The 23,246-nt window shown below is 54.1% G+C and carries 26 protein-coding genes and 1 riboswitch; of the genes, 9 read left to right on the forward strand and 17 right to left on the reverse strand.

What is annotated here, in order from left to right; genetic code table 11:
* Positions 1-42 precede the first annotated feature (42 nt).
* Together ychF and pth are read right to left on the reverse strand one after the other, a co-directional pair.
* Entirely contained in the window at positions 43-1,134 is a 1,092-nt protein-coding gene (gene ychF / locus JTI98_RS14250; protein WP_043000470.1) for a redox-regulated ATPase YchF, read from the reverse strand.
* Positions 1,135-1,250: 116 nt separating this feature from the next.
* Positions 1,251-1,835, reverse strand: coding sequence for an aminoacyl-tRNA hydrolase (gene pth, locus JTI98_RS14255; RefSeq protein WP_043000471.1), 585 nt, complete (start codon positions 1,833-1,835; stop codon positions 1,251-1,253).
* A 274-nt stretch (positions 1,836-2,109) separates the two neighbouring features.
* On the opposite strand from pth, the gene ychH reads away from it, so the two are divergent.
* Entirely contained in the window at positions 2,110-2,388 is a 279-nt protein-coding gene (gene ychH, locus JTI98_RS14260; protein ID WP_012132144.1) for a stress-induced protein YchH, read from the forward strand.
* Positions 2,389-2,458: 70 nt separating this feature from the next.
* On the opposite strand, the gene JTI98_RS14265 is transcribed toward ychH, so the two are convergent.
* The 12 genes from JTI98_RS14265 to lolB all read right to left on the reverse strand — a co-directional run bounded on the left by JTI98_RS14265 (position 2,459) and on the right by lolB (position 14,192).
* Positions 2,459-3,262 (reverse strand): cytochrome c1, encoded by an 804-nt coding sequence (locus tag JTI98_RS14265; protein WP_216082253.1) that lies wholly within the window; start codon positions 3,260-3,262, stop codon positions 2,459-2,461.
* A gap of 5 nt (positions 3,263-3,267) precedes the next feature.
* On the reverse strand, positions 3,268-4,407 hold the full coding sequence (locus tag JTI98_RS14270) for a cytochrome b N-terminal domain-containing protein (RefSeq protein WP_216081404.1): 1,140 nt from the start codon (positions 4,405-4,407) through the stop codon (positions 3,268-3,270).
* Between the two features lies 1 nt (position 4,408).
* Entirely contained in the window at positions 4,409-4,960 is a 552-nt protein-coding gene (petA, locus tag JTI98_RS14275; protein WP_216082254.1) for a ubiquinol-cytochrome c reductase iron-sulfur subunit, read from the reverse strand.
* Between the two features lie 14 nt (positions 4,961-4,974).
* Positions 4,975-5,415 (reverse strand): pseudoazurin, encoded by a 441-nt coding sequence (locus JTI98_RS14280; protein WP_043000473.1) that lies wholly within the window; start codon positions 5,413-5,415, stop codon positions 4,975-4,977.
* Positions 5,416-5,426: 11 nt separating this feature from the next.
* Positions 5,427-6,242, reverse strand: coding sequence for an ABC transporter ATP-binding protein (locus JTI98_RS14285; protein ID WP_216081405.1), 816 nt, complete (start codon positions 6,240-6,242; stop codon positions 5,427-5,429).
* Positions 6,239-7,306: an iron ABC transporter permease gene (locus JTI98_RS14290; RefSeq protein ID WP_058588326.1), complete on the reverse strand. Its 1,068-nt coding sequence runs from the start codon at positions 7,304-7,306 to the stop codon at positions 6,239-6,241. Before JTI98_RS14290 ends, JTI98_RS14285 begins: the two co-directional genes overlap by 4 nt.
* A 64-nt stretch (positions 7,307-7,370) precedes the next feature.
* Positions 7,371-8,423: an ABC transporter substrate-binding protein gene (locus tag JTI98_RS14295; protein WP_216081406.1), complete on the reverse strand. Its 1,053-nt coding sequence runs from the start codon at positions 8,421-8,423 to the stop codon at positions 7,371-7,373.
* 219 nt (positions 8,424-8,642) lie between these two features.
* Positions 8,643-8,871: riboswitch (cobalamin riboswitch) on the reverse strand.
* Positions 8,872-9,032: 161 nt separating this feature from the next.
* Positions 9,033-9,542 (reverse strand): N-acetyltransferase, encoded by a 510-nt coding sequence (locus tag JTI98_RS14300; protein WP_043001918.1) that lies wholly within the window; start codon positions 9,540-9,542, stop codon positions 9,033-9,035.
* A gap of 147 nt (positions 9,543-9,689) precedes the next feature.
* Positions 9,690-11,369, reverse strand: a complete 1,680-nt coding sequence (gene dauA / locus JTI98_RS14305) for a C4-dicarboxylic acid transporter DauA (protein ID WP_071888393.1) — start codon at positions 11,367-11,369, stop codon at positions 9,690-9,692.
* A 137-nt stretch (positions 11,370-11,506) separates the two neighbouring features.
* A complete protein-coding gene (gene prs, locus JTI98_RS14310; protein ID WP_001518537.1) occupies positions 11,507-12,454 on the reverse strand; it encodes a ribose-phosphate diphosphokinase in 948 nt (315 codons plus the stop codon).
* Between the two features lie 266 nt (positions 12,455-12,720).
* The gene (ispE, locus tag JTI98_RS14315) at positions 12,721-13,572 is read right to left on the reverse strand and encodes a 4-(cytidine 5'-diphospho)-2-C-methyl-D-erythritol kinase (RefSeq protein ID WP_043000478.1); all 852 of its coding nucleotides are present in this window, start codon (positions 13,570-13,572) and stop codon (positions 12,721-12,723) included.
* Positions 13,569-14,192 carry a lipoprotein insertase outer membrane protein LolB gene (lolB, locus tag JTI98_RS14320; protein ID WP_044328030.1) on the reverse strand — a complete coding sequence of 208 codons (624 nt, stop codon included), beginning with the start codon at positions 14,190-14,192 and terminating at the stop codon, positions 13,569-13,571. The genes ispE and lolB overlap by 4 nt, the downstream gene beginning before the upstream one ends.
* Before the next feature lie 201 nt (positions 14,193-14,393).
* Here lolB and hemA point away from each other — a divergent pair, with 201 nt between their 5' ends.
* Genes hemA through kdsA form a run of 6 tightly spaced genes read left to right on the forward strand, consistent with a single transcriptional unit; the run spans position 14,394 to position 19,696 of the window.
* Positions 14,394-15,650 (forward strand): glutamyl-tRNA reductase, encoded by a 1,257-nt coding sequence (hemA, locus tag JTI98_RS14325; protein WP_216081407.1) that lies wholly within the window; start codon positions 14,394-14,396, stop codon positions 15,648-15,650.
* A gap of 37 nt (positions 15,651-15,687) precedes the next feature.
* Complete coding sequence (gene prfA / locus JTI98_RS14330) at positions 15,688-16,770, forward strand: peptide chain release factor 1 (RefSeq protein WP_044257688.1); 1,083 nt, start codon at positions 15,688-15,690, stop codon at positions 16,768-16,770.
* On the forward strand, positions 16,770-17,603 hold the full coding sequence (gene prmC / locus JTI98_RS14335; protein WP_216081408.1) for a peptide chain release factor N(5)-glutamine methyltransferase: 834 nt from the start codon (positions 16,770-16,772) through the stop codon (positions 17,601-17,603). The genes prfA and prmC overlap by 1 nt, the downstream gene beginning before the upstream one ends.
* Positions 17,600-17,992: an invasion regulator SirB2 gene (sirB2, locus tag JTI98_RS14340; protein WP_216081409.1), complete on the forward strand. Its 393-nt coding sequence runs from the start codon at positions 17,600-17,602 to the stop codon at positions 17,990-17,992. Before prmC ends, sirB2 begins: the two co-directional genes overlap by 4 nt.
* Positions 17,993-17,995: 3 nt before the next feature.
* Positions 17,996-18,805, forward strand: coding sequence for an invasion regulator SirB1 (gene sirB1, locus JTI98_RS14345; RefSeq protein WP_043000484.1), 810 nt, complete (start codon positions 17,996-17,998; stop codon positions 18,803-18,805).
* A 36-nt stretch (positions 18,806-18,841) separates the two neighbouring features.
* On the forward strand, positions 18,842-19,696 hold the full coding sequence (kdsA, locus tag JTI98_RS14350) for a 3-deoxy-8-phosphooctulonate synthase (protein WP_043000485.1): 855 nt from the start codon (positions 18,842-18,844) through the stop codon (positions 19,694-19,696).
* A 53-nt stretch (positions 19,697-19,749) separates the two neighbouring features.
* Here the strand turns inward: kdsA and chaA are convergent, their stop codons facing one another.
* Positions 19,750-20,850, reverse strand: coding sequence for a sodium-potassium/proton antiporter ChaA (chaA, locus tag JTI98_RS14355; RefSeq protein ID WP_043000486.1), 1,101 nt, complete (start codon positions 20,848-20,850; stop codon positions 19,750-19,752).
* Positions 20,851-21,123: 273 nt separating this feature from the next.
* On the opposite strand from chaA, the gene chaB reads away from it, so the two are divergent.
* Positions 21,124-21,354: a putative cation transport regulator ChaB gene (gene chaB, locus JTI98_RS14360; RefSeq protein ID WP_043000487.1), complete on the forward strand. Its 231-nt coding sequence runs from the start codon at positions 21,124-21,126 to the stop codon at positions 21,352-21,354.
* Between the two features lie 196 nt (positions 21,355-21,550).
* Positions 21,551-22,246, forward strand: a complete 696-nt coding sequence (locus tag JTI98_RS14365; protein WP_043000488.1) for a gamma-glutamylcyclotransferase — start codon at positions 21,551-21,553, stop codon at positions 22,244-22,246.
* Between the two features lie 47 nt (positions 22,247-22,293).
* On the opposite strand, the gene JTI98_RS14370 is transcribed toward JTI98_RS14365, so the two are convergent.
* Both JTI98_RS14370 and JTI98_RS14375 read right to left on the reverse strand, forming a co-directional pair.
* Complete coding sequence (locus tag JTI98_RS14370; RefSeq protein ID WP_042318612.1) at positions 22,294-22,539, reverse strand: DUF1883 domain-containing protein; 246 nt, start codon at positions 22,537-22,539, stop codon at positions 22,294-22,296.
* A 263-nt stretch (positions 22,540-22,802) separates the two neighbouring features.
* The gene (locus JTI98_RS14375; RefSeq protein WP_043000489.1) at positions 22,803-23,156 is read right to left on the reverse strand and encodes a DsrE/DsrF/TusD sulfur relay family protein; all 354 of its coding nucleotides are present in this window, start codon (positions 23,154-23,156) and stop codon (positions 22,803-22,805) included.
* Between the last annotated feature and the right edge of the window lie 90 nt (positions 23,157-23,246).

Below are 23,246 nucleotides of genomic sequence, written 5' to 3' on the forward strand. Positions count from 1 at the left end.
TTCATGAGATTCAGCGAAATCTCATGAGACAACAGAAACCAATTAGACGTTAAACAGGAAGTTCATCACATCGCCATCTTTAACGATGTAATCTTTCCCTTCAGCACGCATTTTACCGGCTTCTTTCGCGCCTTGTTCACCTTTGTAGGTGATGAAGTCGTCAAACGCGATCGTCTGTGCGCGGATAAAGCCTTTCTCGAAATCGGTATGGATTTTACCTGCCGCCTGCGGTGCGGTGGCGCCGACAGGAATGGTCCATGCACGCACTTCCTTCACACCAGCAGTGAAGTAGGTCTGCAGGTTCAGCAGCTTGTAACCAGCACGGATCACGCGGTTCAGGCCCGGTTCTTCCAGCCCCAGTTCCTGCATGAACTCGTCGCGCTCGTCATCGTCGAGTTCAGCGATGTCCGCTTCAACGGCGGCGCACACCGGAACCACGACGGAACCTTCCTTCGCGGCAATTTCACGTACCTGATCGAGATACGGGTTGTTTTCGAAACCGTCTTCGTTCACGTTGGCGATATACATGGTCGGCTTCAGCGTCAGGAAGCTCAGGTAGCGGATCGCCGCTTTATCTTCGTCAGTCAGATCCAGAGAACGCAGCATGCCAGCTTCAGAGAGTTGCGGCAGGCATTTTTCCAGCGCGGCCAGCTCGGCTTTTGCGTCTTTATCGCCGCCTTTGGCTTTCTTCTGTACGCGGTGAATAGCGCGTTCGCAGGTATCGAGATCCGCCAGCGCCAGCTCGGTGTTGATCACGTCAATATCTTCCGCCGGGTTCACTTTGCCCGAAACGTGAATAATGTTGTCGTTTTCAAAGCAGCGCACCACGTGGCCAATCGCTTCGGTTTCACGAATGTTGGTCAGGAACTGGTTACCCAGACCTTCACCTTTGGACGCGCCTTTTACCAGACCGGCAATATCAACAAATTCCATTGTGGTCGGCAGGATACGTTGCGGTTTAACGATCTCAGCCAGCTGCTCCAGACGCGGGTCGGGCATCGGCACGACGCCGGTATTCGGCTCAATCGTACAGAATGGGAAGTTTGCCGCTTCAATACCGGCTTTGGTCAGCGCGTTGAACAGGGTAGATTTCCCGACGTTGGGCAAACCGACGATACCGCATTTGAATCCCATGATTTAAATCACCTTAATATCTTAATAATCAACCTGTTGTAGAAAACAGATTGTAGAAATGGAAATAACTTTGCCTATTATACACAGCGTACGGCAAAAATGCCGCACATCACTGCTTATTGCGCTTTAAAGGCATGCAATCGATTCGTTGCTTTGGTCAAACCGTCTTTGAACCATACCTCAGTGCAACGCGCCGCTTCGTCAATCGCGTCGTCAATTAACTTCTGTTCTGAAACAGGCGGTTTGCCTAATACAAAGCCGACAACTTTATTTTTATCGCCCGGATGACCGATTCCGACACGTAAGCGATGAAAGTTAGGGTTATTGCCGAGCTTGCTGATAATGTCTTTCAGCCCGTTGTGTCCGCCATGACCTCCGCCGAGTTTAAATTTTGCCACGCCTGGGGGAAGATCCAGTTCATCGTGGGCCACTAAAATTTCGTCGGGATTGATGCGATAAAAACTCGCCATTGCGCCGACCGCTTTACCGCTCAGATTCATAAACGTGGTGGGAACTAATAAACGGACATCTTCACCTTCCAGACTGACTCTGGAGGTGTAGCCAAAGAATTTCGGCTCTTCGCGCAGAGGAGCACGCAACCGCTCTGCCAGTAAATCGACGTACCATGCGCCCGCATTATGTCGGGTGGCTGCATATTCAGCGCCGGGGTTCGCCAGGCCGACAATCAGTTTAATCGTCACGTTTTTATCCTGAGTGTTTCAATAACTGGCGCGTAGTTTACTGTCTGTCGCCCCGCTTGACAAAGCAACGTGTCACTTTACCCGGAAACTGAATAATTGCCTGCATTGATTATTGGAAAGTCAAGGTGTTCAGAGGCTTATTTGTAAAGTTTTGTTGAATAATGGGGTGTAATTGTGATCGCAGGCGCACTACCAAAGTGGTGTGTTGTCTATACTTTACACATATGGATTAGGGGTATTCCCTGAAGCAACCCAAAAGTTCCGGAGGTGACACATGAAACGCAAAAACGCTTCGTTACTCGGTAATGTGCTCATGGGTTTGGGGTTAGTGGTTATGGTGGTTGGTGTGGGTTACTCCATTTTAAACCAGTTGCCGCAATTTAACCTGCCACAATTTTTCGCACATGGTGCAGTGCTCAGTATTTTCGTCGGTGCCATTTTGTGGCTGGCGGGTGCCCGCGTAGGGGGGCATGAACAAGTCAGCGACCGCTACTGGTGGGTGCGCCATTACGACAAACGTTGCCGCCGTAACGATAATCGTCGTCACAGTTAACGTTCCCTGCAAGATAATGACCAGCCAGCATCAGGCTGACTGGTCACGGTTTGCGATTTCTTTCTCGCGTTTAATGTCGTGCGCGTCTTTTCATCCACAGCATCATCCATAATAACGCCAGCATGATGGCGAGATACCTCATGACGTACATTCCCTGATGTTTTCTCGCCGTCAGGTCGGGATCGGCCGCCCAGGCCAGAAAAGCGGTGACATCCCGTGCGTATTGTTCTTCAGTTTGCGCGACATGCAATTCTGACTGCCATTCGATTTCGCCGTCCGCCAGCGGTTTTGGCATGTTAATCACCCCACCCGGATAATAACGATTCGCCTTCATTTCCGGGTCATCAGGCAGATAACCGGTTAAGAGTGCGAAGAGATAATCCGCGCCTTGCTCAGTGTAGGGAATAAACGCGTCCAGCAGAAATTGCGGAAAACCGCGATCGTAGGTTCGGGCGCGAACGATATAACTTAAATCCACGGGCAGGGCGCCGTTATTCAGATGTCTCGCTTCCTGATCGTTGAGATAAGGCGAAATAAAGCTGTCGTTCAGGGTGCCGTCCCGCTCACCGGGTTGACCGTCATCCTGAATAATCGGAAAGACATAGCCGCTGGCGAGATTTTTCGCGTCTTCTGTCGTTAGTTCCGGGCCGCCGGGTTTGGTCAGCGTGCGAAACGTCAGGTATTTCATGCCGTGACAGGCCCGACACTTCTCTTCATAGACCTGCAAACCGCGTCGCAATTGCGCCTTATCATATTCTCCGGAGAGACCGCTGAAGCTCCACTCCTGGCGCGTGGGAACAGGCTCTTGCGCGAATGTGGGGCTCATCGCGCAGAGTACCACCCACAGCATGCTGCATCTGAGTAATTGTCTCATCATCTTCAGTCCTGCTTTTCCAGAAAACGACGACAGGGCAGCACCAGTAAAAACCAGGCGAAATAGCCGATTGTCGACAGTTGCGAGACCGCGCGGATCCATCCCTCTTCATTACGAATGCCCTCCGTCAGATCGGGGCCAACCAGGGCTTTTGATCCCAGCCACCCCAGAAAACAGACGTTCAGCACCCACAGCCAGAAACCCCATTTCACCCATTTGCTGTAGTGACGAAAACGTGCGCGGGAGGTATCCAGCCACGGCAGAAAATAGAAGATCAGCACCGCGCCGCACATCGCCACCAGCCCGACGAGTTCGTTCGGGAAGCAGCGCAGAATGGAAAAGAAGGGGAGAAAGTACCACTCCGGGGCAACAATCGCCGGAGTCACCGTGGGATCCGCCGGGATGAAGTTATCCGCGCTGCTCAGATAGTGCGGCGCGAAGAACAAAAACCAGGTGAACAGCATCAGGAATAACGTGATTTTAATAGCATCTGCATCCGTGATTCGGTAATCGAAGAGCAGACGACGAGACGCTTTCTCACTGAAGGCCCGTTTCATCGCGTGAGCAAAGGCCGACTGTACCGTACGGACGTGGAAAATCGTCATCACCACGACCACAAAGGGAAGAATAAAGTGCAGGACGTAAAAGCGCCCAAGCGTAGGGGTGCCAGGCGCATAGCCGCCTACCAGCAAGGTATACAACCCGTCGCCCACTACCGGAATAGCGCGGGCGAAACTGGCGATCACCGTCGCTGCCCAGTAGCTCTTTTGCCCCCAAATCAGGCTGTAGCCAAGAAACGCGGTGATCATCAGCAGCACGTACAACGTGACGCTAACCATCCACATCGTCACATACGGTCTGCGGTAGACGCTGTAATACATGCCACGGAAAATATGCAAATAGCAGGCAAAGAAAAACAGCGATGCGCCGATGGCGTGCATATTGCGCAGCAACTCTCCGTGACTGACCGCGCGCATGATGTGGATGATGGAATCAAACGCCAGCGATGTCGTCGGGACGTAAAACATCGCCAGCACGATACCGGTCAGGATCTGTATTCCCAGCATCACCAGCAGGATCGCACCAACGGCAAACAGCCATACACCGGCGATGGAGCGCGGGAAAGGAATGCGCCAGCGGATCATCTCACACGTCCTTAGCGCCTATACGCACGGTCAGACCATCAGGATGAAAGGCAAACTCAGGAACGGCCAGATTAGTGGTTGCGGGGCCGCGGGTGACCCGTCCGGACGTATCAAACTCCGAACCGTGACACGGGCAAATCCAGCCCTGTCCACCGGGTCTGGTATTGGGAACACAGCCGGCATGCGGACAATACCCCTGAACAACCAGCCACTGCGGATAGTCAGACGCGACCCGTTCGCTGTCCGATTGCGGATCGACAAGCGCGCTGTGGTCACCCGTGCGGGCCGCGACGATCTCTTCCGGCGTGCGATGATGGATGAGGATCAGCTTCCCTTGCCAGATGCGTCTGAGGGTTTGTCCTGCGGCGATCCCCGCCAGCGAGACGTCTATCGGCTCATTTTCTCCGCGCGTTGTTTCGTCCGGCCCTAATGCGGAAATCAACGGCCAGACGGCGGCGGTCACTCCCGCTGCGCCAACAAATTTTGTCAATTTGCACAGGCAGTTGCGTCGTTGCTGCTGAATGTCTTTATCCGGCTGTTTGTTCTCCACCACCACAGCGCTCTCCCTTACTGTTTATCAATACGCGAATAGATATCCTGGAAGCGCTTATTAGCGATCCCGGGGGCCGTAAACGCGCGATAGCTGTCCGGCAGGGTGGCGTTGCCGACTTTAATCAGCATGACCATCCCTTGCGCATAATGCGGGGTGCATTTAATGCCGTAGAAGCCCGCGTTGTCATACTTCACTGCGATCTCCTCATCGATTTTGCCGATAAATCCCGGGTAGCCCGCAGGTGACAGTTCAGCAATCGAGGCTGCGTTGTGACTCTTATGTTTGCGGATAAATTTCACCGTATCGCCAGGCTGAATCTCCAGGTAGTCTGGCTCATAGACCATGGGGCCTGCTGAACCGCGATTCTTCATCAGTACTTCGTGGGTTTGCGCGAAGGCAGAGGCGGTGAGGACCAGCAAACACAATACGTTCAGGCTCTTTTTCAGAGAATTCATGGGGGGCTTCCTTAGGCTTCTTCAGGTCTTTGATAACGAATAAAACAGTTCGCACCATGGCGATCGCGCTCGACGATGGCGTCAATGCCAAACCAGGCGCGGAGATTCTCGCGGGTGAAAATGGCGCAGGGACGGCCCTGCATTTCCAGACGACCGGCGTTCATCACGATGATGCGATCGCAGAACATGGCCGCATGATTGAGATCGTGGAGAGCGGCGACAACCGTCAGTTTTTCGCGTTTCACCAGACTGAGAAGGCCAATCTGATGTTGAATGTCGAGGTGATTAGTGGGCTCGTCCATCAGTAGCAGTTGTGGCTGCTGAGCGAGCGCGCGGGCAATATGCAGGCGTTGTTTTTCGCCGCCGGAAAAGGTGTGCCAGCAGCGATGGCGAAGATGCTGAAGATCGACTTTCTCCAGCATGGTCTGGACGATATCGTCATCGTTGTCCGACCACGGATTCAGTAGGCTCAGCCACGGGGTTCGCCCCAGCGAGACGGCCTGTATCGCGGTCAGGCGCTCACTGGTTTCTGCCTGCTGCTCAACCAGCGCGACCTGCTGCGCCAGTTGACGACGTGAATAGCGATGCAGCGCTTTTTGCTGCAACAGGATGTGACCGGTGGTGGGCTTCAGCAGACCTGCCAGCAATGAAATCAGCGACGTTTTCCCGGAGCCATTGGGGCCGATAATGCCGACAAACTCACCCGGCGCCACGCTGAGTGAGACGTCATTGACGATCACTTTGCCTTTCACCTGCCAGTGCAGACTTTTCGCCTGAATTATCGCGTCGCGGATGGCAACCGGAGTCGGTACAGGATTGACGGTCATTTGGTCGGGTTTCCTCTGATCAGGATGATGGAAAACGCGGGCGCACCGACCAGGGCCGTAATAACGCCGATAGGCAGAACTTGTCCGGGGAGAAGCGTGCGGGAGATAACATCGGCGACGATCAGGAAAATGGCGCCGATCAGCGCGCTGACAGGCAGCAAACGATGGTGCTGATGGCCTACCAGCAGACGGGCGGCGTGAGGGATCACCAGTCCCACAAAGCCAATTGCGCCGACGATGGAGACCATAATGGCCGTCATACCCGTTACGGCGGCAATCAGCACGCCACGTGTGCGTTTTACCGGAATCCCCAGTGAGGCGGCGGACTCCGCGCCAAAAGAGAAGGCATCCAGATGGCGGGCATAACAGAAGCATATCGCAACGCCAACTAACGCTGTGGGGATCGCCAGTACCACATCCGGCCAGCGGACGCCGCTCAGATTCCCGAGTAACCAGAACATAATGCCGCGTGCCTGTTCCGCGTTAGCTGAACGGGTGATGATCAGCGAGGTCAGCGCATTGAATAACTGGGAACTGGCAATCCCGGCGAGAATGATTTGCGTCGTCACCCCACCGCCTTGTCTGCCGCCTGCCGCTACCGCCAGAAGGGCCACAAACAAAAAGGCAGTCAGGGCACCGACAAATGCGCCGAACGACATGCTGATCATCCCGGCGCCCAGTCCGGTCAGCGCAACCAGCACCGCACCGGTTGATGCGCCTGCGGAAATGCCCAGCAGATACGGCTCGGCAAGCGCATTGCGCAGTAACGATTGTAAAACTACGCCCGACACGGCCAGGCTGGCGCCACAACTGGCGGAGACCAGCGCACGGGTCAGGCGATAGTTCCAGACAATCCCGGCATCCAGCGCATCAACCGGATAATCGGTATCAAACAGATGGTTTGCCAGAGTGTTGAATACGTGCTGCCAGGGAATAAACGTCTCGCCAATGGCGATCCCTGCCAGCAGGACGCCACACATCAGCACGCTAACCCAGAGGGCGTGGCCGCAAACATTGACCGCCAGCCGACTAACGGCGTGACGCGTCCTGCGTAAATCGCTCATAGTCACCTGCGTTTGGAGTGCATAACACGCGCCGGCCCCGTCAGGAACTGGCGCGAAACGAGGGTTAATGCGCGGCTTGTGGATGCGCTAAACCATACTCAACCAGGGCGTCAGCCAGTTTTTCAACACCGTCAATCGTTCTGATTCCGGCGTTCATGGTCTGTACATCAATCACTGGTAAATGATCGGCTTTTACGGCGGGGATCAACTGGGTGACCGGGTCGGATTTCAAATAATCCATTTTCACCTGCCAGTCATCGGCCGGGAAACGTCGACGACTCATTTCCCCCAGCACAATCACTGTCGGTTGGGCTTTGGCGATGGTTTCCCAACCGACCGTTGGCCACTCCTCTGCGGAATCAATGACGTTTTTGATACCCAGGGTCTGCGCAATCCAGGCAGCAGGCCCTAATTTCCCGGCGACATAAGGATCCAGTTGCAGGTCGGCGCTGGAGAACCAGAAAACGGCAGAGACGCTGTTGTCCATCCCGGCGATTTTGCTTTTCGCTGCCGTTTCACGTGCTTTGAGGCTGGCAATCAGTTCTTCGCCCTTATCCTGAACGTCGAAGATCCTCGCTAAGTCGGCCACTTCCTGATAGACCATTGCGATATCAAACATGCCTTTGCGCACGCCGTCACCGCCATCTTCGTTATCTTTCGCGCAGTCTGCCGGTGCGGTATAGACCGGGACTTTCAGTTCGCTGAACTGTTCATAAGACGCCACCGTGCCCGCAGGGCCGATCTGCCATTCGAACTGGCTGGCGACCAGATCCGGTTTTTTGGCAATGATGCCTTCGAAGCTGGGGATGTTCTGCGCAATAACTGCAATCTTGTCATTTGCCGCCTTATACGCGTCGGGAACGGGCCCGAACCACAGCGATGTGCCTACCACGCGATCGGCCAGGCCCAGCGCATACAGGATCTCAGTGCTGTTTTGTCCTACGGTGGCAACACGTTTTGGCGCTGCGTGAAATGTCATATCCCGACCACAGTTTTTTATCGTCAAGGGATATTCCGTTTTGGCTGCATGAGAAAGACCTGAGGTGAGAAACAGTGCGGCACCAGCAACAACCAGAAGCATTTTTTTATAAGGTAAAGAGGTAATATTAGCGTGCATTATTATCATCCCGTTCATGCCAGAATCTGAACGTCTGGTCATGGATTATATCGTTCCATATATCGGGAGAGTTCATGACGATAGATGACAGGACATCGTGAAATTTATGCATGACGTTATGCAAATAAAGAAAGTCAGCGGTTCAGTCAAGGATCTGATTCGCTCTTTCACGGTGCCTAATATCAAATAATTCATCACATGGACCATCCCGTCCACTCAATGGGGTATAAATTTGACAGCAGGTCTCCTGACTCACGGTAATCAGAATATCGGCCTTCCCATAAAGATTCGCTTTACAGTGACCTGCAACAAAATATGCTGCACGAGGATATTCTGCATCCGCCTACAGTTGCGGGGGCAGTCATGGAATGGGATTGCAATAATCCGCACCATGTTCCTATTCATTACAATGTTGGTGCAATGAAATACTGTCGAAAAAGACTGTATCGGCATTTGTTAACAAGATCAATCGCAAGGGGAAAAACGAATTTTATTGAGTGGGGTAAATTTTAGTTGTTGTGTATCAATGTGTTATGTTTTTTTGAGGGATGAAATTGCGGATGTCGAAATGTAATAATGAAAAGCTAAATGAGAATTGATTGACATTGATCAAGTAATATTCTTATTCATGCGTGATTTACGTGATCTCTCCATATGCACTAATTGCCAGTCATCGTGCATATCCATCACAACCTGAAAATGATTACGTCGCCAGAATGAATAACCTCCCGGTAAAAAATGATGGGTATGTAAGTATAATAAGTTGTACCGCTGCTGCTCGCAGAATGTTTCAGCAAAAGCGAGTAACTGACGTCCAATACCTTTTCTGCGGTAACGTTTGTCCACATAACAGCGACAAATTTCTGCCGTTTCTGTCAAAATATAGCGTCCGCGAAGTTCGGCTATACGGTCGTCATATTGGCAGACGGCCAGGGTCGCAATGAGTTCCTGCTTTTCGCTCCAGGCGCACAGCAATACATTGCGCTGCTGTTGAATATACTGCTGTTGCAGGTTAAAAACATCCTGTCCGGGAGTAGGGGCAGGTCTGTCAGCCGCAAAAAATTCATTCAGATGTTGAATCAGAAATAACTGAACCGCCGGAATATCTTCTCCGGTCATTTCACGTAGCGTAAATGAAATCACGAGTTGTCACTCTTATTTGCAGAAACTGAAAGCTGATAATAACAACACGGGAGGGGAAAAACAGGGGACAGAGCGGAAAATGTTACCGGCCTGTACAGGAACAGACCGGTAAGCGCAAAAAGATTATAAATCAGCCAGCGCCGCGTCGCGGTTCGGGAAAAAGGCCAGACGACCCGGAATCGGCTTAATGCCAGCGCGCGCCATCGTGCGCAGCGGCTGGAACTCAAGGTTACTTACGCGCAGTTCGCAGCCTTCTGGCAATCTTTTCACAAAGCGCTGGAAGGCATCCAGACCACCTGCGTCCAACACCGGTACCGCGTCCCATTTCAGTACGACAATGCGTTTGCCTTCGATGCGTGACTCCAGATCGGTAAACAATCCTTCAGCGGCTGCAAAGAACAGTGGGCCGATCACGCGCAGCACCAGTACATCATCGGGGACCTCGACGTTAACCGCTGCCAGTCGCGTCATGCGTGCGATACGGCGCATAAACAGTAACGAGGCCAGCACAATCCCGACGCTGATGGCAATGACCATGTCAAACAGCACCGTCAGTGACATACACATCATCATCACAATGATGTCGTCTTTGGGCGCATGACGCAGCAAATCCACAACTTTGTGCGCTTCACTCATGTTCCAGGCCACCATCAGCAGCAGGGCCGCCATCGCCGACAGCGGCAGCCATGAGAGCAGCGGTGCCAGCGCCAACAGCGCCATGATCACCAGCAGCGCGTGGATCACGGCGGAAATGGGGGATGTTGCGCCAGCGCGGACGTTTGCCGCCGAACGGGCAATCGCCGCCGTTGCGGTAATCCCACCAAAGAAGGGGGCGACAATATTACCCAGGCCCTGACCAATCAGCTCGCTGTTGGCTTTGTGTTTCGTGCCGGTCATTCCGTCGAGCACCACGGCGCAGAGCAGGGACTCGATTGCCCCCAGCATGGCCATTGAGAAGGCCGCCGGAAGCAGGGCGCGCAGGGAATCCCAACTCAACGTGAAATCAGAATCCGGCAGGTTCCACGGCAGCACCAGTTGCGGCAGCAGTTGCGGTATCCCGTTGCCCTGTGAGCCGTCGGCCAGAATATAGTGGAACTGAGAACCAATGGTGGCAACGTGGCCGCCCAGCAGGTTGACGATCCCCATGACAGCACAGCCGGCGAGTAGGGCGGGCAGGTGGCCCGGCAGGCGAATGCCCAGACGCGGCCACATCATCAGCGTGCCCAGCGTGACCACCCCGATGGCGGCATCGCCCAGGTTAATGCTCGGCAGAGCCATAAATAGCGCGCCGACTTTTTGCAGATAGTGTTCCGGAACGTGGGCCATCTGCAAACCGAGGAAATCTTTGATTTGCATGGTACCAATGGTGATACCAATCCCTGAGGTAAAACCTAAGGTAACTGAAACCGGGATATACTCAATCAGGCGGCCAAAGCGGGCCAGGCCAAAGAGGATCAGGAAGACCCCGGACATCAGCGTCGCGACAAGCAGGCCTGCCAGCCCAAATTGTTGTGAAACGGGGTAGAGGATCACCACAAACGCGGCGGTCGGGCCTGAGACGCTAAAACGCGAGCCCCCGGTTAAGGCAATAACAATCCCGGCCACAGCGGAGGTATAAAGTCCGTACTGCGGCGCGACACCACTCCCGATAGCCAGTGCCATCGCCAGCGGGATAGCAATAATCCCGACGGTGATCCCGGCAATCACATCACGGGTAAACCGTGAGGCGGTATATTTTTCTTTCCAACAAGCGTCGATGAGGGCGCGGAAAGGCATCACATGTGAGGAAAAAATTCTGTTCACAATAATGTTTCATCCATGAGCGCATCATCTGTCAACTCAATGAAATGGCGGGTTGGCAGGTGAAGGAGGCATAAGTCATACAAATAAAGGTTACAGACAAAAAAACCCGCCGCAGCGGGTCTTTGAGCCGGGTTCGATTAATGCTCGAACATAGCAGAAATCGATTCTTCGTTGCTGATACGACGAATCGCTTCGGCCAGCATACCCGACAGGGTCAACGTACGCACGTTCGGCAGTGCTTTGATTTCGTCGGTCAGCGGAATGGTATCGCAGACAACGACTTCATCAATCACAGAGTTACGCAGGTTGTTTGCCGCATTGCCTGAGAAGATCGGGTGAGTGGCATAAGCAAATACGCGTTTTGCCCCACGTTCTTTCAGCGCTTCAGCTGCTTTACACAGCGTACCACCGGTGTCGATCATATCGTCAACCAGCACGCAGTCACGACCCGCTACGTCACCGATGATGTGCATCACCTGAGAGACGTTTGCACGCGGACGGCGTTTGTCGATGATCGCCATATCGGTGTCATTAAGCAGCTTAGCGATAGCGCGGGCACGCACGACGCCACCGATGTCCGGAGAAACCACAATCGGGTTATCCAGATTCAGCTGCAGCATATCTTCTAACAGAATGGGGCTACCAAATACGTTATCAACCGGTACGTCGAAGAAGCCCTGGATCTGTTCAGCATGCAGGTCAACGGTCAGAACGCGGTCAACGCCGACGCTGGACAGGAAGTCAGCGACAACTTTTGCCGTAATCGGCACACGAGCGGAACGTACACGACGATCCTGGCGCGCATAGCCAAAGTAAGGGATAACGGCGGTGATACGGCCTGCGGAAGCACGGCGCAGGGCATCAACCATAACGACCAATTCCATCAGGTTGTCGTTCGTTGGAGCACAAGTGGACTGGATGATGAAAATATCACCACCGCGTACATTTTCGTTAATTTGTACGCTGACTTCGCCGTCGCTAAAGCGACCTACAGCGGCGTCGCCGAGAGAAGTGTACAGGCGGTTGGCAATACGTTGTGCTAGTTCCGGGGTGGCGTTACCAGCAAAAAGCTTCATATCAGGCACGAGAAGAACCTCAGGCATGCGTCCATTGGTGGAAAGAGTTTGCCAAAAACTGTGCGGGCCAGGCAGGACTCTCTCCATGCGGTGTATTAACGAGCGCGATGCAACGTCTGGAACAGGGTGACGTTGTCACCGAAACTCAGCTTGCCCGGCTTACCCGTCATCATTTATGTTTTATGCGCGCTGGGTTCAAGGCCTCACACCAGTCACATACTGATGTATGCGGCTGGCAATTCGTCATCTCGCCAACGTACTGAAACTTCAATGAGTTAGAGTAACGCTCTATGCAGTGGAGAGAGGTTGACACCCTTCGCCACAAAGGCATTGAGCCATTCCGGGGCTTGCTCAAGCACCTGCCGGGCACGAGACTCTGTATCGAATTCAGCAAAGACACAGGCTCCTGTACCAGTCAGGCGCGACGGCGCGTATTCTAACAGCCAGGAAAGCGCCGCATCAACCTCGCGAAAACGTTTTCTTGCGATAACCTCGCAATCATTGCTGAATTCACATTTTAATAACGTTTCTATTGACCTTTTTGGCGTATTACGGGGGAGGTCGGGATCGTTAAAAATCATCGGCGTAGGAATACTGACGCCAGGATGGGCCACCAGGTACCATTTTTCGGCCGGTTCCACTGGGGTCAGGATCTCTCCGACGCCTTCGGCAAAGGCGGCGTGTCCGCGGACAAACACCGGCACGTCAGCCCCGAGCGTTAAACCGAGCTCGGCCAGTTCGTCCAGCGACAGACCACACTGCCAGAGATGGTTTAGCGCGACCAGCACGGTTGCCGCGTTCGACGATCCGCCGCCCAGGCCTCCGCCCATCGGCAGACGCTTTTCGATACGGATATCTGCACCGCTACCGGCTGGCAGCCGACCGCGCTCTGCGGCTGTTTTCATCAGCAGTCGCGCGGCACGAACGATCAGGTTGTCTTCATGTGCCACGCCGTCAACCGGCGTCAGGAGATGAATTTCGCCGTCGCGGCGCGGTTCCAGGCTGAGGGTGTCGCCATAATCGAGGAACTGAAACAGCGTTTGCAGCGTGTGATAACCGTCCGCACGTCGTCCGGTGATGTATAAAAACAGATTCAGTTTTGCCGGAGAGGGCCACTGGGTCATCATTTTACAATCCAGTTATCCATTTTCAGCTTGATACGCTGAGCACCGTCGGAGAGTTCCATATTGGCCGGCATTGCCGGGGAGGTTTTGCTGTCGTACGCGCTATAGACCACTTTCCAGTTTTTTCCGTCCTGGCTGTAGTTCACTTCGCTCAGGCGGTACTGGTCGTCGAGTTTATAGTCGGTCGCGTCGCCTGGCAGGCCAAGGATCCACTGACGCAGGCTGTTCAGCGGGATCGGCATACCGGTCAGCTTGCCGATCATCTCTTCGGCATCGTCAGCGGTATAGCGCTGGCCTTTATTGTCCATCAACTGCACGTTACCCGGCTGCGCGTTCAGTTCAAGCTCAGTGCTGCCAAGCGGGTTGGTCAGCAGCAGGCGATAGCGATCCTGGCCGGTCTGCTGCCAGAAAAAGCGCGCATAGACCTTCTGCTCGTCGGAAATATAGGCAAACGCGCCGCGCGTCTGATACTGATTTAACTGGCGGACCTCCTGCTGATGTTGCCGCCATTGAGGAGAGTCCGGACTTTTCCCCGGGCCTTTCGGCGCGTTGATCGTACAGGCGGTCAGAACCAGGGTTGCCAGCGGAAGCAGGCGGATCAGGCGAAAATCAGGCAGGGTCATAATGATGACGAATCCTTGTGATACGTTGCAATAATAACCCTTAATGCTAGCGCCGCGCGGGTATATCGTCTACGTTCACGTTATCTTAATTTAAGCAATAAGCGATTACTCCAAAAGGGGGCACTCTCTTTTATTGATTCCGCGCATCCTGTATGATGCGAGCAGACTAACCATATCAACGCTGGTACTACTCCCGCAGACATGACCCTTTTAGCGCTCGGCATTAACCATAAGACGGCACCTGTATCGCTGCGAGAACGCGTAACGTTTTCGCCAGATACGCTCGATCAGGCGCTGGAAAGCCTGCTTGCGCAGCCAATGGTGCAGGGCGGCGTGGTCTTGTCGACGTGTAATCGCACGGAGCTGTATCTGAGCGTGGAAGAGCAGGACAACCTGCAGGAAGCGCTGATTCGTTGGTTATGTGATTACCACAATCTTGATGAAGACGATCTGCGCAGCAGTCTCTACTGGCACCAGGATAACGATGCGGTCAGCCATCTGATGCGTGTCGCCAGCGGTCTGGATTCGCTGGTACTCGGTGAACCACAGATCCTCGGCCAGGTGAAAAAAGCGTTTGCGGATTCACAAAAAGGCCACCTGAACGCCAGCGCGTTGGAACGTATGTTCCAGAAATCGTTCTCCGTTGCCAAACGGGTTCGTACCGAAACCGATATCGGTGCCAGCGCCGTGTCCGTTGCGTTTGCCGCCTGTACGCTGGCGCGCCAAATCTTTGAATCACTTTCCACGGTCACTGTGCTGTTGGTCGGCGCGGGCGAAACCATCGAACTGGTGGCACGCCATCTGCGCGAACACAAAGTGCAGAAGATGATTATCGCCAACCGCACCCGTGAGCGGGCGCAGGTTCTGGCCGATGAAGTGGGTGCTGAAGTGATCGCACTCAGCGACATCGATGAACGTCTGCGGGAAGCTGACATTATCATCAGTTCAACCGCCAGCCCGCTGCCTATCATTGGTAAAGGGATGGTGGAGCGTGCGCTGAAAAGCCGCCGAAATCAGCCTATGCTGCTGGTGGATATCGCCGTTCCGCGCGATGTCGAACCGGAAGTCGGTAAACTGGCTAACGCTTATCTCTATAGCGTTGACGATCTGCAAAGCATCATTTCGCACAACCTGGCGCAGCGCAAAGCTGCGGCAGTGGAAGCCGAAACGATTGTCGCGCAGGAAACCAGCGAGTTTATGGCCTGGCTGCGTGCTCAGGGCGCCAGTGAAACCATTCGTGAATACCGGAGTCAGTCTGAGCATGTACGGGATGAACTGACTGCAAAAGCGCTTGCTGCTCTGGAACAGGGCGGTGACGCGCAGGCCATTATGCAGGATCTGGCATGGAAACTGACCAACCGCCTGATCCATGCACCAACCAAATCTCTTCAGCAGGCCGCCCGTGACGGGGATGACGAACGCCTGAATATCTTGCGCGACAGCCTCGGGCTGGAGTAGCAACACACCCTTCTTTTTACAAGGTGCATTTACGCCTATGAAGCCTTCTATCGTTGCCAAACTGGAAGCCCTGCATGAACGCCATGAAGAAGTTCAGGCGCTGCTGGGTGATGCGGGAACCATCGCAGACCAGGAACGTTTTCGCGCATTGTCGCGCGAGTATGCACAGCTAAGCGATGTTTCTCGCTGTTTTACGGACTGGCAACAGATTCAGGACGATATCGAAACAGCACAAATGATGCTCGACGATCCTGAAATGCGTGAAATGGCGCAGGAAGAACTGCGCGAAGCGAAAGACAAGAGTGAACAACTGGAACAGCAGCTACAGGTATTGTTACTGCCGAAAGATCCGGACGATGAACGCAATGCGTTTCTGGAAGTCCGCGCCGGGACTGGCGGTGATGAAGCGGCCTTATTTGCCGGTGATCTGTTTCGCATGTACAGCCGCTATGCCGAAACACGCCGCTGGCGCGTGGAGATCATGAGCGCCAGCGAAGGCGAGCACGGCGGCTATAAAGAGATTATCGCCAAGATCAGCGGCGACGGCGTCTATGGTCGACTGAAGTTTGAGTCCGGCGGGCATCGTGTGCAGCGCGTACCGGCAACGGAATCGCAGGGCCGAATCCACACATCTGCCTGTACCGTGGCGGTGATGCCGGAGCTGCCGGAAGCTGAACTGCCGGATATCAACCCGGCCGATCTCCGTATTGATACCTTCCGTTCCTCCGGGGCGGGTGGTCAGCACGTTAATACCACCGACTCCGCGATCCGTATTACTCACCTGCCGACAGGCATTGTGGTGGAGTGTCAGGACGAACGTTCGCAGCACAAGAACAAAGCCAAAGCGCTCTCGGTGCTCGGCGCGCGTATTCGCGCGGCAGAAGTGGCGAAGCGTCAGCAGGCCGAAGCGTCAACGCGTCGTAACCTGCTGGGCAGCGGCGACCGCAGCGACCGCAACCGGACCTACAACTTTCCGCAGGGGCGTGTGACCGATCACCGCATCAACCTGACGCTCTACCGTCTGGATGAAGCAATGGAAGGCAAACTGGATATGCTGATTGAGCCGATCGTGCAGGAATACCAGGCCGATCAGCTGGCGGCGCTGTCCGAGCAGGAATAATGGATTTTCAGCACTGGTTACGTGAGGCGATAAGCCAGCTACAGGAGAGTGAAAGCCCGCGTCGCGATGCCGAGATCTTACTCGAATTCGTGACCGGAAAAGGGCGCACCTGGATACTGGCGTTTGGCGAAACGACGTTGACCGATGCCCAGCAGGCGCAACTGGCGATGCTGCTGGCTCGCCGTCAACGAGGGGAACCGATCGCACATTTAACTGGCGTGCGGGAATTCTGGTCGTTGCCGCTGTTTGTTTCACCGGCCACGTTGATCCCGCGTCCGGATACCGAATGTCTGGTGGAGCAGGCGCTGGCGCGACTGCCAACAACCCCGTGCCGCATTCTCGATCTGGGTACTGGCACCGGTGCGATTGCGCTGGCGCTGGCGTCTGAGCGCCCTGACTGCGAGGTCACGGCGGTTGACAGAATGCCGGATGCCGTTGCGCTGGCGCAGCGTAATGCGGCTCATCTGGCTATCAACAATGTCCATATTCTGCAAAGCGACTGGTTTAGCGCCTTGCCGGGGCAGCAGTTTGCGATGATTGTCAGCAATCCGCCGTACATTGACGAGCAGGATCCGCATCTGGCGCAGGGCGATGTCCGCTTCGAACCGCTGAGCGCCCTGGTCGCCGGTGACTGCGGAATGGCCGACATTGTGCACATCATCGAGCAATCTCGCACGCGGCTGGAAGCGGGCGGTTTTCTGCTGATCGAGCATGGCTGGCAGCAGGGTGCCGCGGTGCGTGACGCCTTTAATCGCGCGGGCTACCAGGCGGTAGAAACTTGTCGCGATTATGGCGACAACGAGCGTCTTACGCTCGGACGCAAGCCCGTATGAACAGCGTTACGCTCCTGTTAGGGGTTCACCTTGCTAGCATTGCGCTTTCCGTTAGTCTGTTTGTGCTGCGTTATGGGTGGAGTGAATGTCATCCTGCGCGGGCTCACGCGCGCTGGACGCGCGTCGTACCGCCGATTGTTGACACCGTTTTGTTGCTCACTGGTGTGGGGTTGATCGCTAAAACGCACATCCTGCCATTCACGGAGCAGGGGACATGGCTGACTGAGAAGCTGTTTGGAGTTATCATTTACATCGTTTTGGGTTTTATTGCGCTCGATTACCGTCGGGCGCGCAGTCGGCAGGCGCGATTAATCGCGTTCCCGCTGGCGCTGGTGGTGCTGTACATCATCATTAAACTCGCCACCACAAAAATACCGTTACTGGGGTAAGTCATGAGGTCGTTAGCTGATTTCGAATTTAACAAAGCGCCATTGTGCGACGGGATGATCCTGGCATCGGAATCGATCCGCCTGGATTTCCCTTCGCAAACTGTCTATGACGAGCTGGAACGTCTGGTCAGCCTGGCGCAAGAAGAAATTAGCCAGCTTTTGTCTCAGGATGAGCAACTGGAAAAATTGCTGGCACTTTTCTACGGCGAGTGGGGCTTTACTGACACCCGCGGCGTTTACCGCTTGTCCGACGCGCTATGGCTTGACCAGGTACTGAAGAACCGCCAGGGCAGTGCGGTGTCACTGGGGGCAATTTTACTGTGGATTGCCAACCGATTGTCATTACCGCTGGTGCCGGTGATATTCCCGACGCAGCTTATTTTGCGTATCGAGTCGCTGGAAGGCGAGATGTGGCTCATCAACCCGTTTAACGGGGAAACGTTGAATGAGCATACGCTGGAAGTGTGGCTGAAGGGGAATATCAGTCCGGTCGCTGAGTTATTTAACGAGGACCTGGATGAAGCGGATAACGCGGAAGTGATTCGCAAGCTGCTGGACACGCTGAAATCTTCCTTAATGGAAGAACAACAGATGGAGCTGGCGCTGCGAGCGAGCGAAGCGTTACTGCAATTTAACCCGGAAGATCCGTATGAAATACGTGACCGGGGCTTAATTTATGCGCAACTGGAATGTGAACATGTCGCGCTGACCGATTTAAGCTATTTCGTTGAGCAGTGTCCGGAAGACCCGATCAGCGAAATGATTCGTGCGCAGATTAATAACATCTCGCATAAGCAAATTGTCCTGCATTAATTTATCGACATTCTTACTCATCATTAAGGCGATCCTATGAAACAAAAAGTGGTTAGCATTGGCGACATCAAGGTAGCAAACGATCTGCCGTTCGTGCTGTTTGGCGGGATGAACGTGCTGGAATCGCGCGATCTGGCGATGCGCATTTGTGAGCACTACGTGACCGTTACCCAGAAACTGGGTATCCCTTACGTGTTCAAGGCCTCTTTTGATAAAGCCAACCGTTCCTCTATCCACTCCTACCGTGGACCGGGCCTGGAAGAAGGGATGAAAATCTTCCAGGAACTGAAGCAGACCTTTGGCGTAAAAGTGATCACCGACGTTCATGAAGCCAGCCAGGCGCAGCCTGTCGCTGACGTTGTAGATGTGATTCAGTTACCGGCGTTCCTCGCGCGTCAGACCGATCTGGTGGAAGCGATGGCGAAAACCGGCGCGGTCATTAACGTGAAGAAACCGCAGTTCGTGAGCCCGGGTCAGATGGGCAACATCGTGGATAAATTCCATGAAGGCGGTAACGACAAGGTGATCCTGTGTGACCGTGGGGCAAACTTCGGTTATGACAACCTCGTTGTCGATATGCTGGGCTTCAGCGTGATGAAGAAAGTTTCTGGCAACAGCCCGGTGATTTTCGACGTGACCCACGCGCTGCAGTGCCGCGACCCGTTTGGCGCAGCGTCTGGTGGCCGTCGTGGTCAGGTGACTGAGCTGGCGCGTGCCGGTATGGCGGTCGGTCTGGCCGGTCTGTTCATTGAAGCGCATCCGGATCCGGACAACGCGAAATGCGACGGCCCATCCGCGCTACCGCTGGCGAAGCTGGAACAGTTCCTGGTGCAGATGAAAGCGGTTGACGATCTGGTGAAAAGCTTCGACGAGCTCGACACTGAGAACTAAGTCACGCAGAAACAGAAAACCCCGCCGCAGCGGGGTTTTTTTCGTCTGAGGGATCAGGCAAAGATCGTCATCAGATAGGCGGCAAACAGCGCCAGATGCGCCGCACCGTTCAGTACGTTAGTGCGCCCCGTTGAGAACGAGATATGGCACAGCACCAGTGACGCTACCATCACTACCATTTCTGGTGCGTCTAAGCCGAACACCAGGTCATTCCCCGTCGCCCACGCAATCAGCGTTACCACCGGTACCGTCAGAGAGATAGTGGCCAGCACTGAACCGAAGAACAGATTCATGGCGCGCTGCACCTGGTTATTCAGCACTGCTTTCAGCGCCCCAAGCCCTTCCGGGGAGAGGATCAGCAGCGCGACCAGGAAGCCGGTAAAGGCGACCGGGGCGTTCAGTTCGGTCAGCAGTGTCTCCAGCGGGTTTGCGTTCATCTTGGTGACGGCAATGACCGCAATCAGATGAATCACCAGCCAGACGGCATGCCACACATTACTGTGCGCAGAGGGCTTACCGTGATGCGGGTCGTCGTCGTCGCTGTCATCTTCGTGCTCATAAACAAACAGACTCTGGTGCGTTTTGGTCTGAATGAGCAGGAATACGCCGTACATCGCGGCAGAAATTAAGGCCACCAACAGCGCCTGGCCGGTGGTGAAATTCGCACCGGGCAGCGCCATCGGAAACACCAGCACGATAATTGCCAGCGGAAACAGGGCAATCAGATACTGTTTGATACCGAACAGATTCATATACTGAGTGGCGAACTTACGCCCGCCCAGTAATAACGAAAAGCCCACCAGACCACCAGTGACAATCATGATGATGGAATAGAGCGTGTCGCGCATCAGCGTAGGTGCCGCATCACCGGTCGCCATCAGCGCTGAGATCAGGCTGACTTCAAGAATGACCACGGACAGGCTCAGAATGAGTGAGCCGTAGGGTTCGCCGAGGCGATGAGCCAGTACGTCGGCGTGACGAACAACGCTAAAGGCGCTGCTTAAAATACCAATCAGGGCAAGAAGGTTAATGCCGATTACCGCTGGTAGTGAATGGCTGCCCCCCCACAGGAACAGCACTACCAGCGCCACAACCGGGAAAATAAGCGATGTCTCCTTATGGCGGGTTTTCACCGCCTCATGTGCATGTGTCATGAATGCTCTCCATCTCTGCAGGTCGATTTTAGTTATAAATGTAATAAAGCGTGTAAAAAATAACAGAAAACGCAGGCTTTACGGTGATATTTTACGAAATTTTACGGCATTTCGGCCTTTCACCTTTAAAACGACAGAAAGAGAAACTCTTGTTTATAGAGTGGTTAAATAACAGAAGTTTATGCAGGCTGCAGGACGAATAAACCTTATTGTAGTGGCAGAGGCGCTCAGGGTTGACCACACTTAAGGTTTAGCCAAAAAGTGGAGTCAATGATGCCCTATCAAGCAAAAAAAGATCTGCCAGACAGCGTACAACACGTCTTACCCGCCCATGCCCAGGAGATCTACAAAGAGGCGTTCAATAGCGCCTGGGAGCAGTACAAGGACAAAGCCGATCGCCGCGATGATGCCAGTCGGGAAGAGACCGCACATAAGGTGGCGTGGTCAGCAGTGAAAAAAGAGTATGCCAAAGGTGAAGATGAGAAGTGGCATAAGAAATCCTAACCACTTCAATTATAAGGTCTAACGCTATAGCTCCCGTGAACGCGTAGGCGAATCGTGCTACCAGCCCCCGTTGCTGCCTTGCAAGCGGCCCATGAATTGCATATTGTCGTGATATTGGTTTCAAAATGAGCAGTTAAAATGCCCGGAAGGCGTCAAAAAGTTGTCGCAGGGAAGTATGCAGTGGCGGAGGTGTAAGGTGTTAACGCGTGATTTCTTGATGAATGCCGATTGTAAAACGGCATTTGGTGCTATTGAAGAATCACTCTTATGGTCAGCAGAGCAACGTGCAGCGTCCCTTGCGGCGACGCTGGCATGCCGACCAGATGATGGACCGGTGTGGATCTTCGGTTATGGATCGTTGATGTGGAACCCGGCGTTAGAATTTGAGGAGTCATGTACCGGTACGCTGGTGGGATGGCATCGGGCCTTTTGCCTGCGTCTCACGGCAGGGCGCGGAACCGCGTGTCAGCCGGGACGAATGCTTGCACTAAAAGAGGGCGGACGCACCACCGGTGTGGCCTATCGTCTTCCGGATGCCTCGCTTGAACAGGAATTAACGCTGTTGTGGAAGCGCGAAATGATCACCGGCTGCTACCTGCCGACGTGGTGTCAACTGGCGTTGGACGACGGACGAACGGTCAATGCACTGGTATTTATTATGGATCCGCGCCATCCGCTGTATGAGTCGGACACGCGAGCGCAAATTATCGCCCCGTTGATTGCTGCTGCCAGTGGGCCGCTTGGCACGAACGCGCAGTACCTGTTTTCGCTTGAACAGGAGTTGCAGAAACTGGGGATGCAGGATGAGTGTCTTAACGATCTGGTGACTAACGTGCGCGGTTTATTAGGGGAGTCCCTGCCTGAAGGTGTTATGCGGCCGGGTTTCGCGTGAGGCTTATGTCGGCCCGGCTGCGTAAGCGCGACCGGGCCATTTGCGTATCAGGCGGCGATATAACTGATGGAATGTTCAAGCGACTGGCTATGACTGTCGATCAGGACATTCCAGACGCCGGTATACGGTACGGTCAACCATGCGTTATCACGGTTCTGCACGCTTAATATGTCGGTCTGCGTGTCTTTAACGTGATTTTTTTCGCTCATCAGATGGATGTGGCAACGCTCCGAACAGCGTACGACCACGGTATCCCCACCAAATAACTTCAAACTTGCCTTTACTAATGCCATTTCTCACCCCGTATTGAAAACAACGTACTTCCTTTCGGAAGTGCTGCGTGATGTTGTTCACATTTTACCCATGAGGCATAACACCAAAGAGTTAGGCTGCGGATGCTGATTTTGATCAAAAAATGGCATAACGATTAAACAATAGTGACAAAATCCCGGAGAAAAGCGTGATCGGGCGCACTTACTTTTGGTAAAGATACGCCCCAATAAGATTAAATTCGGAAATAACCGGCTGTTTCAGCAAGCTTGCCTGAAAAGGGGGATTAAAAGGTGAGCACTTTGTCGGCGGCCAGCGTCCATTGCGCCAGTTCCACCAGCGTTCCGACTTCCACGCCGTCGATCAGCGGCAGTGTCGTGATCCCGCGCCCGTCCGTGCAGGTCTTGCACAGTTTTACCGGGACGTTCTGGGCAGTAAGGATCTCCAGCATCTGCTGGATGTTGTAGCCTTCTGTGGGCTTCTGACCGCGCAAACCCGCCGTAACGGCATCCGACATCAGAAACAGACGAAGGTCGAGGTCGCTCGCCTGTTCACGTAACGCGATCGCCAGCCGCAGGCTGTTAAATAACGATTCGCTACCGTATGCCGCACCGTTGGCAATGATCACTATCTTTTGCATGTTGACTCCTGTTAGCGGGGAAGTTTGAATTGTCAGTCACTTATGTTACCGCGCAAGCCGGGTGATACCAACGAAAGTCTGAGCAAAAGG

The organism is Citrobacter sp. MGH 55, from assembly GCF_016906145.1.
Lineage (GTDB): Bacteria > Pseudomonadota > Gammaproteobacteria > Enterobacterales > Enterobacteriaceae > Citrobacter_A > Citrobacter_A amalonaticus.

Excerpts from the sequence above, each read along its gene's own strand:
- ychF (WP_043000470.1), bottom strand. The coding sequence starts at position 1,134 with ATGGGATTCAAATGCGGTATCGTCGGTTTGCCCAACGTCGGGAAATCT.
- ychH (WP_012132144.1), top strand. The coding sequence starts at position 2,110 with ATGAAACGCAAAAACGCTTCGTTACTCGGTAATGTGCTCATGGGTTTG.
- JTI98_RS14265 (WP_216082253.1), bottom strand. The coding sequence starts at position 3,262 with ATGAGACAATTACTCAGATGCAGCATGCTGTGGGTGGTACTCTGCGCG.
- JTI98_RS14270 (WP_216081404.1), bottom strand. The coding sequence starts at position 4,407 with ATGATCCGCTGGCGCATTCCTTTCCCGCGCTCCATCGCCGGTGTATGG.
- JTI98_RS14280 (WP_043000473.1), bottom strand. The coding sequence starts at position 5,415 with ATGAATTCTCTGAAAAAGAGCCTGAACGTATTGTGTTTGCTGGTCCTC.
- JTI98_RS14285 (WP_216081405.1), bottom strand. The coding sequence starts at position 6,242 with ATGACCGTCAATCCTGTACCGACTCCGGTTGCCATCCGCGACGCGATA.
- JTI98_RS14290 (WP_058588326.1), bottom strand. The coding sequence starts at position 7,306 with ATGAGCGATTTACGCAGGACGCGTCACGCCGTTAGTCGGCTGGCGGTC.
- JTI98_RS14295 (WP_216081406.1), bottom strand. The coding sequence starts at position 8,423 with ATGCACGCTAATATTACCTCTTTACCTTATAAAAAAATGCTTCTGGTT.
- JTI98_RS14300 (WP_043001918.1), bottom strand. The coding sequence starts at position 9,542 with ATGACCGGAGAAGATATTCCGGCGGTTCAGTTATTTCTGATTCAACAT.
- ispE (WP_043000478.1), bottom strand. The coding sequence starts at position 13,572 with ATGATGACCCAGTGGCCCTCTCCGGCAAAACTGAATCTGTTTTTATAC.
- lolB (WP_044328030.1), bottom strand. The coding sequence starts at position 14,192 with ATGACCCTGCCTGATTTTCGCCTGATCCGCCTGCTTCCGCTGGCAACC.
- hemA (WP_216081407.1), top strand. The coding sequence starts at position 14,394 with ATGACCCTTTTAGCGCTCGGCATTAACCATAAGACGGCACCTGTATCG.
- prfA (WP_044257688.1), top strand. The coding sequence starts at position 15,688 with ATGAAGCCTTCTATCGTTGCCAAACTGGAAGCCCTGCATGAACGCCAT.
- prmC (WP_216081408.1), top strand. The coding sequence starts at position 16,770 with ATGGATTTTCAGCACTGGTTACGTGAGGCGATAAGCCAGCTACAGGAG.
- sirB2 (WP_216081409.1), top strand. The coding sequence starts at position 17,600 with ATGAACAGCGTTACGCTCCTGTTAGGGGTTCACCTTGCTAGCATTGCG.
- sirB1 (WP_043000484.1), top strand. The coding sequence starts at position 17,996 with ATGAGGTCGTTAGCTGATTTCGAATTTAACAAAGCGCCATTGTGCGAC.
- kdsA (WP_043000485.1), top strand. The coding sequence starts at position 18,842 with ATGAAACAAAAAGTGGTTAGCATTGGCGACATCAAGGTAGCAAACGAT.
- chaA (WP_043000486.1), bottom strand. The coding sequence starts at position 20,850 with ATGACACATGCACATGAGGCGGTGAAAACCCGCCATAAGGAGACATCG.
- chaB (WP_043000487.1), top strand. The coding sequence starts at position 21,124 with ATGCCCTATCAAGCAAAAAAAGATCTGCCAGACAGCGTACAACACGTC.
- JTI98_RS14370 (WP_042318612.1), bottom strand. The coding sequence starts at position 22,539 with ATGGCATTAGTAAAGGCAAGTTTGAAGTTATTTGGTGGGGATACCGTG.
- JTI98_RS14375 (WP_043000489.1), bottom strand. The coding sequence starts at position 23,156 with ATGCAAAAGATAGTGATCATTGCCAACGGTGCGGCATACGGTAGCGAA.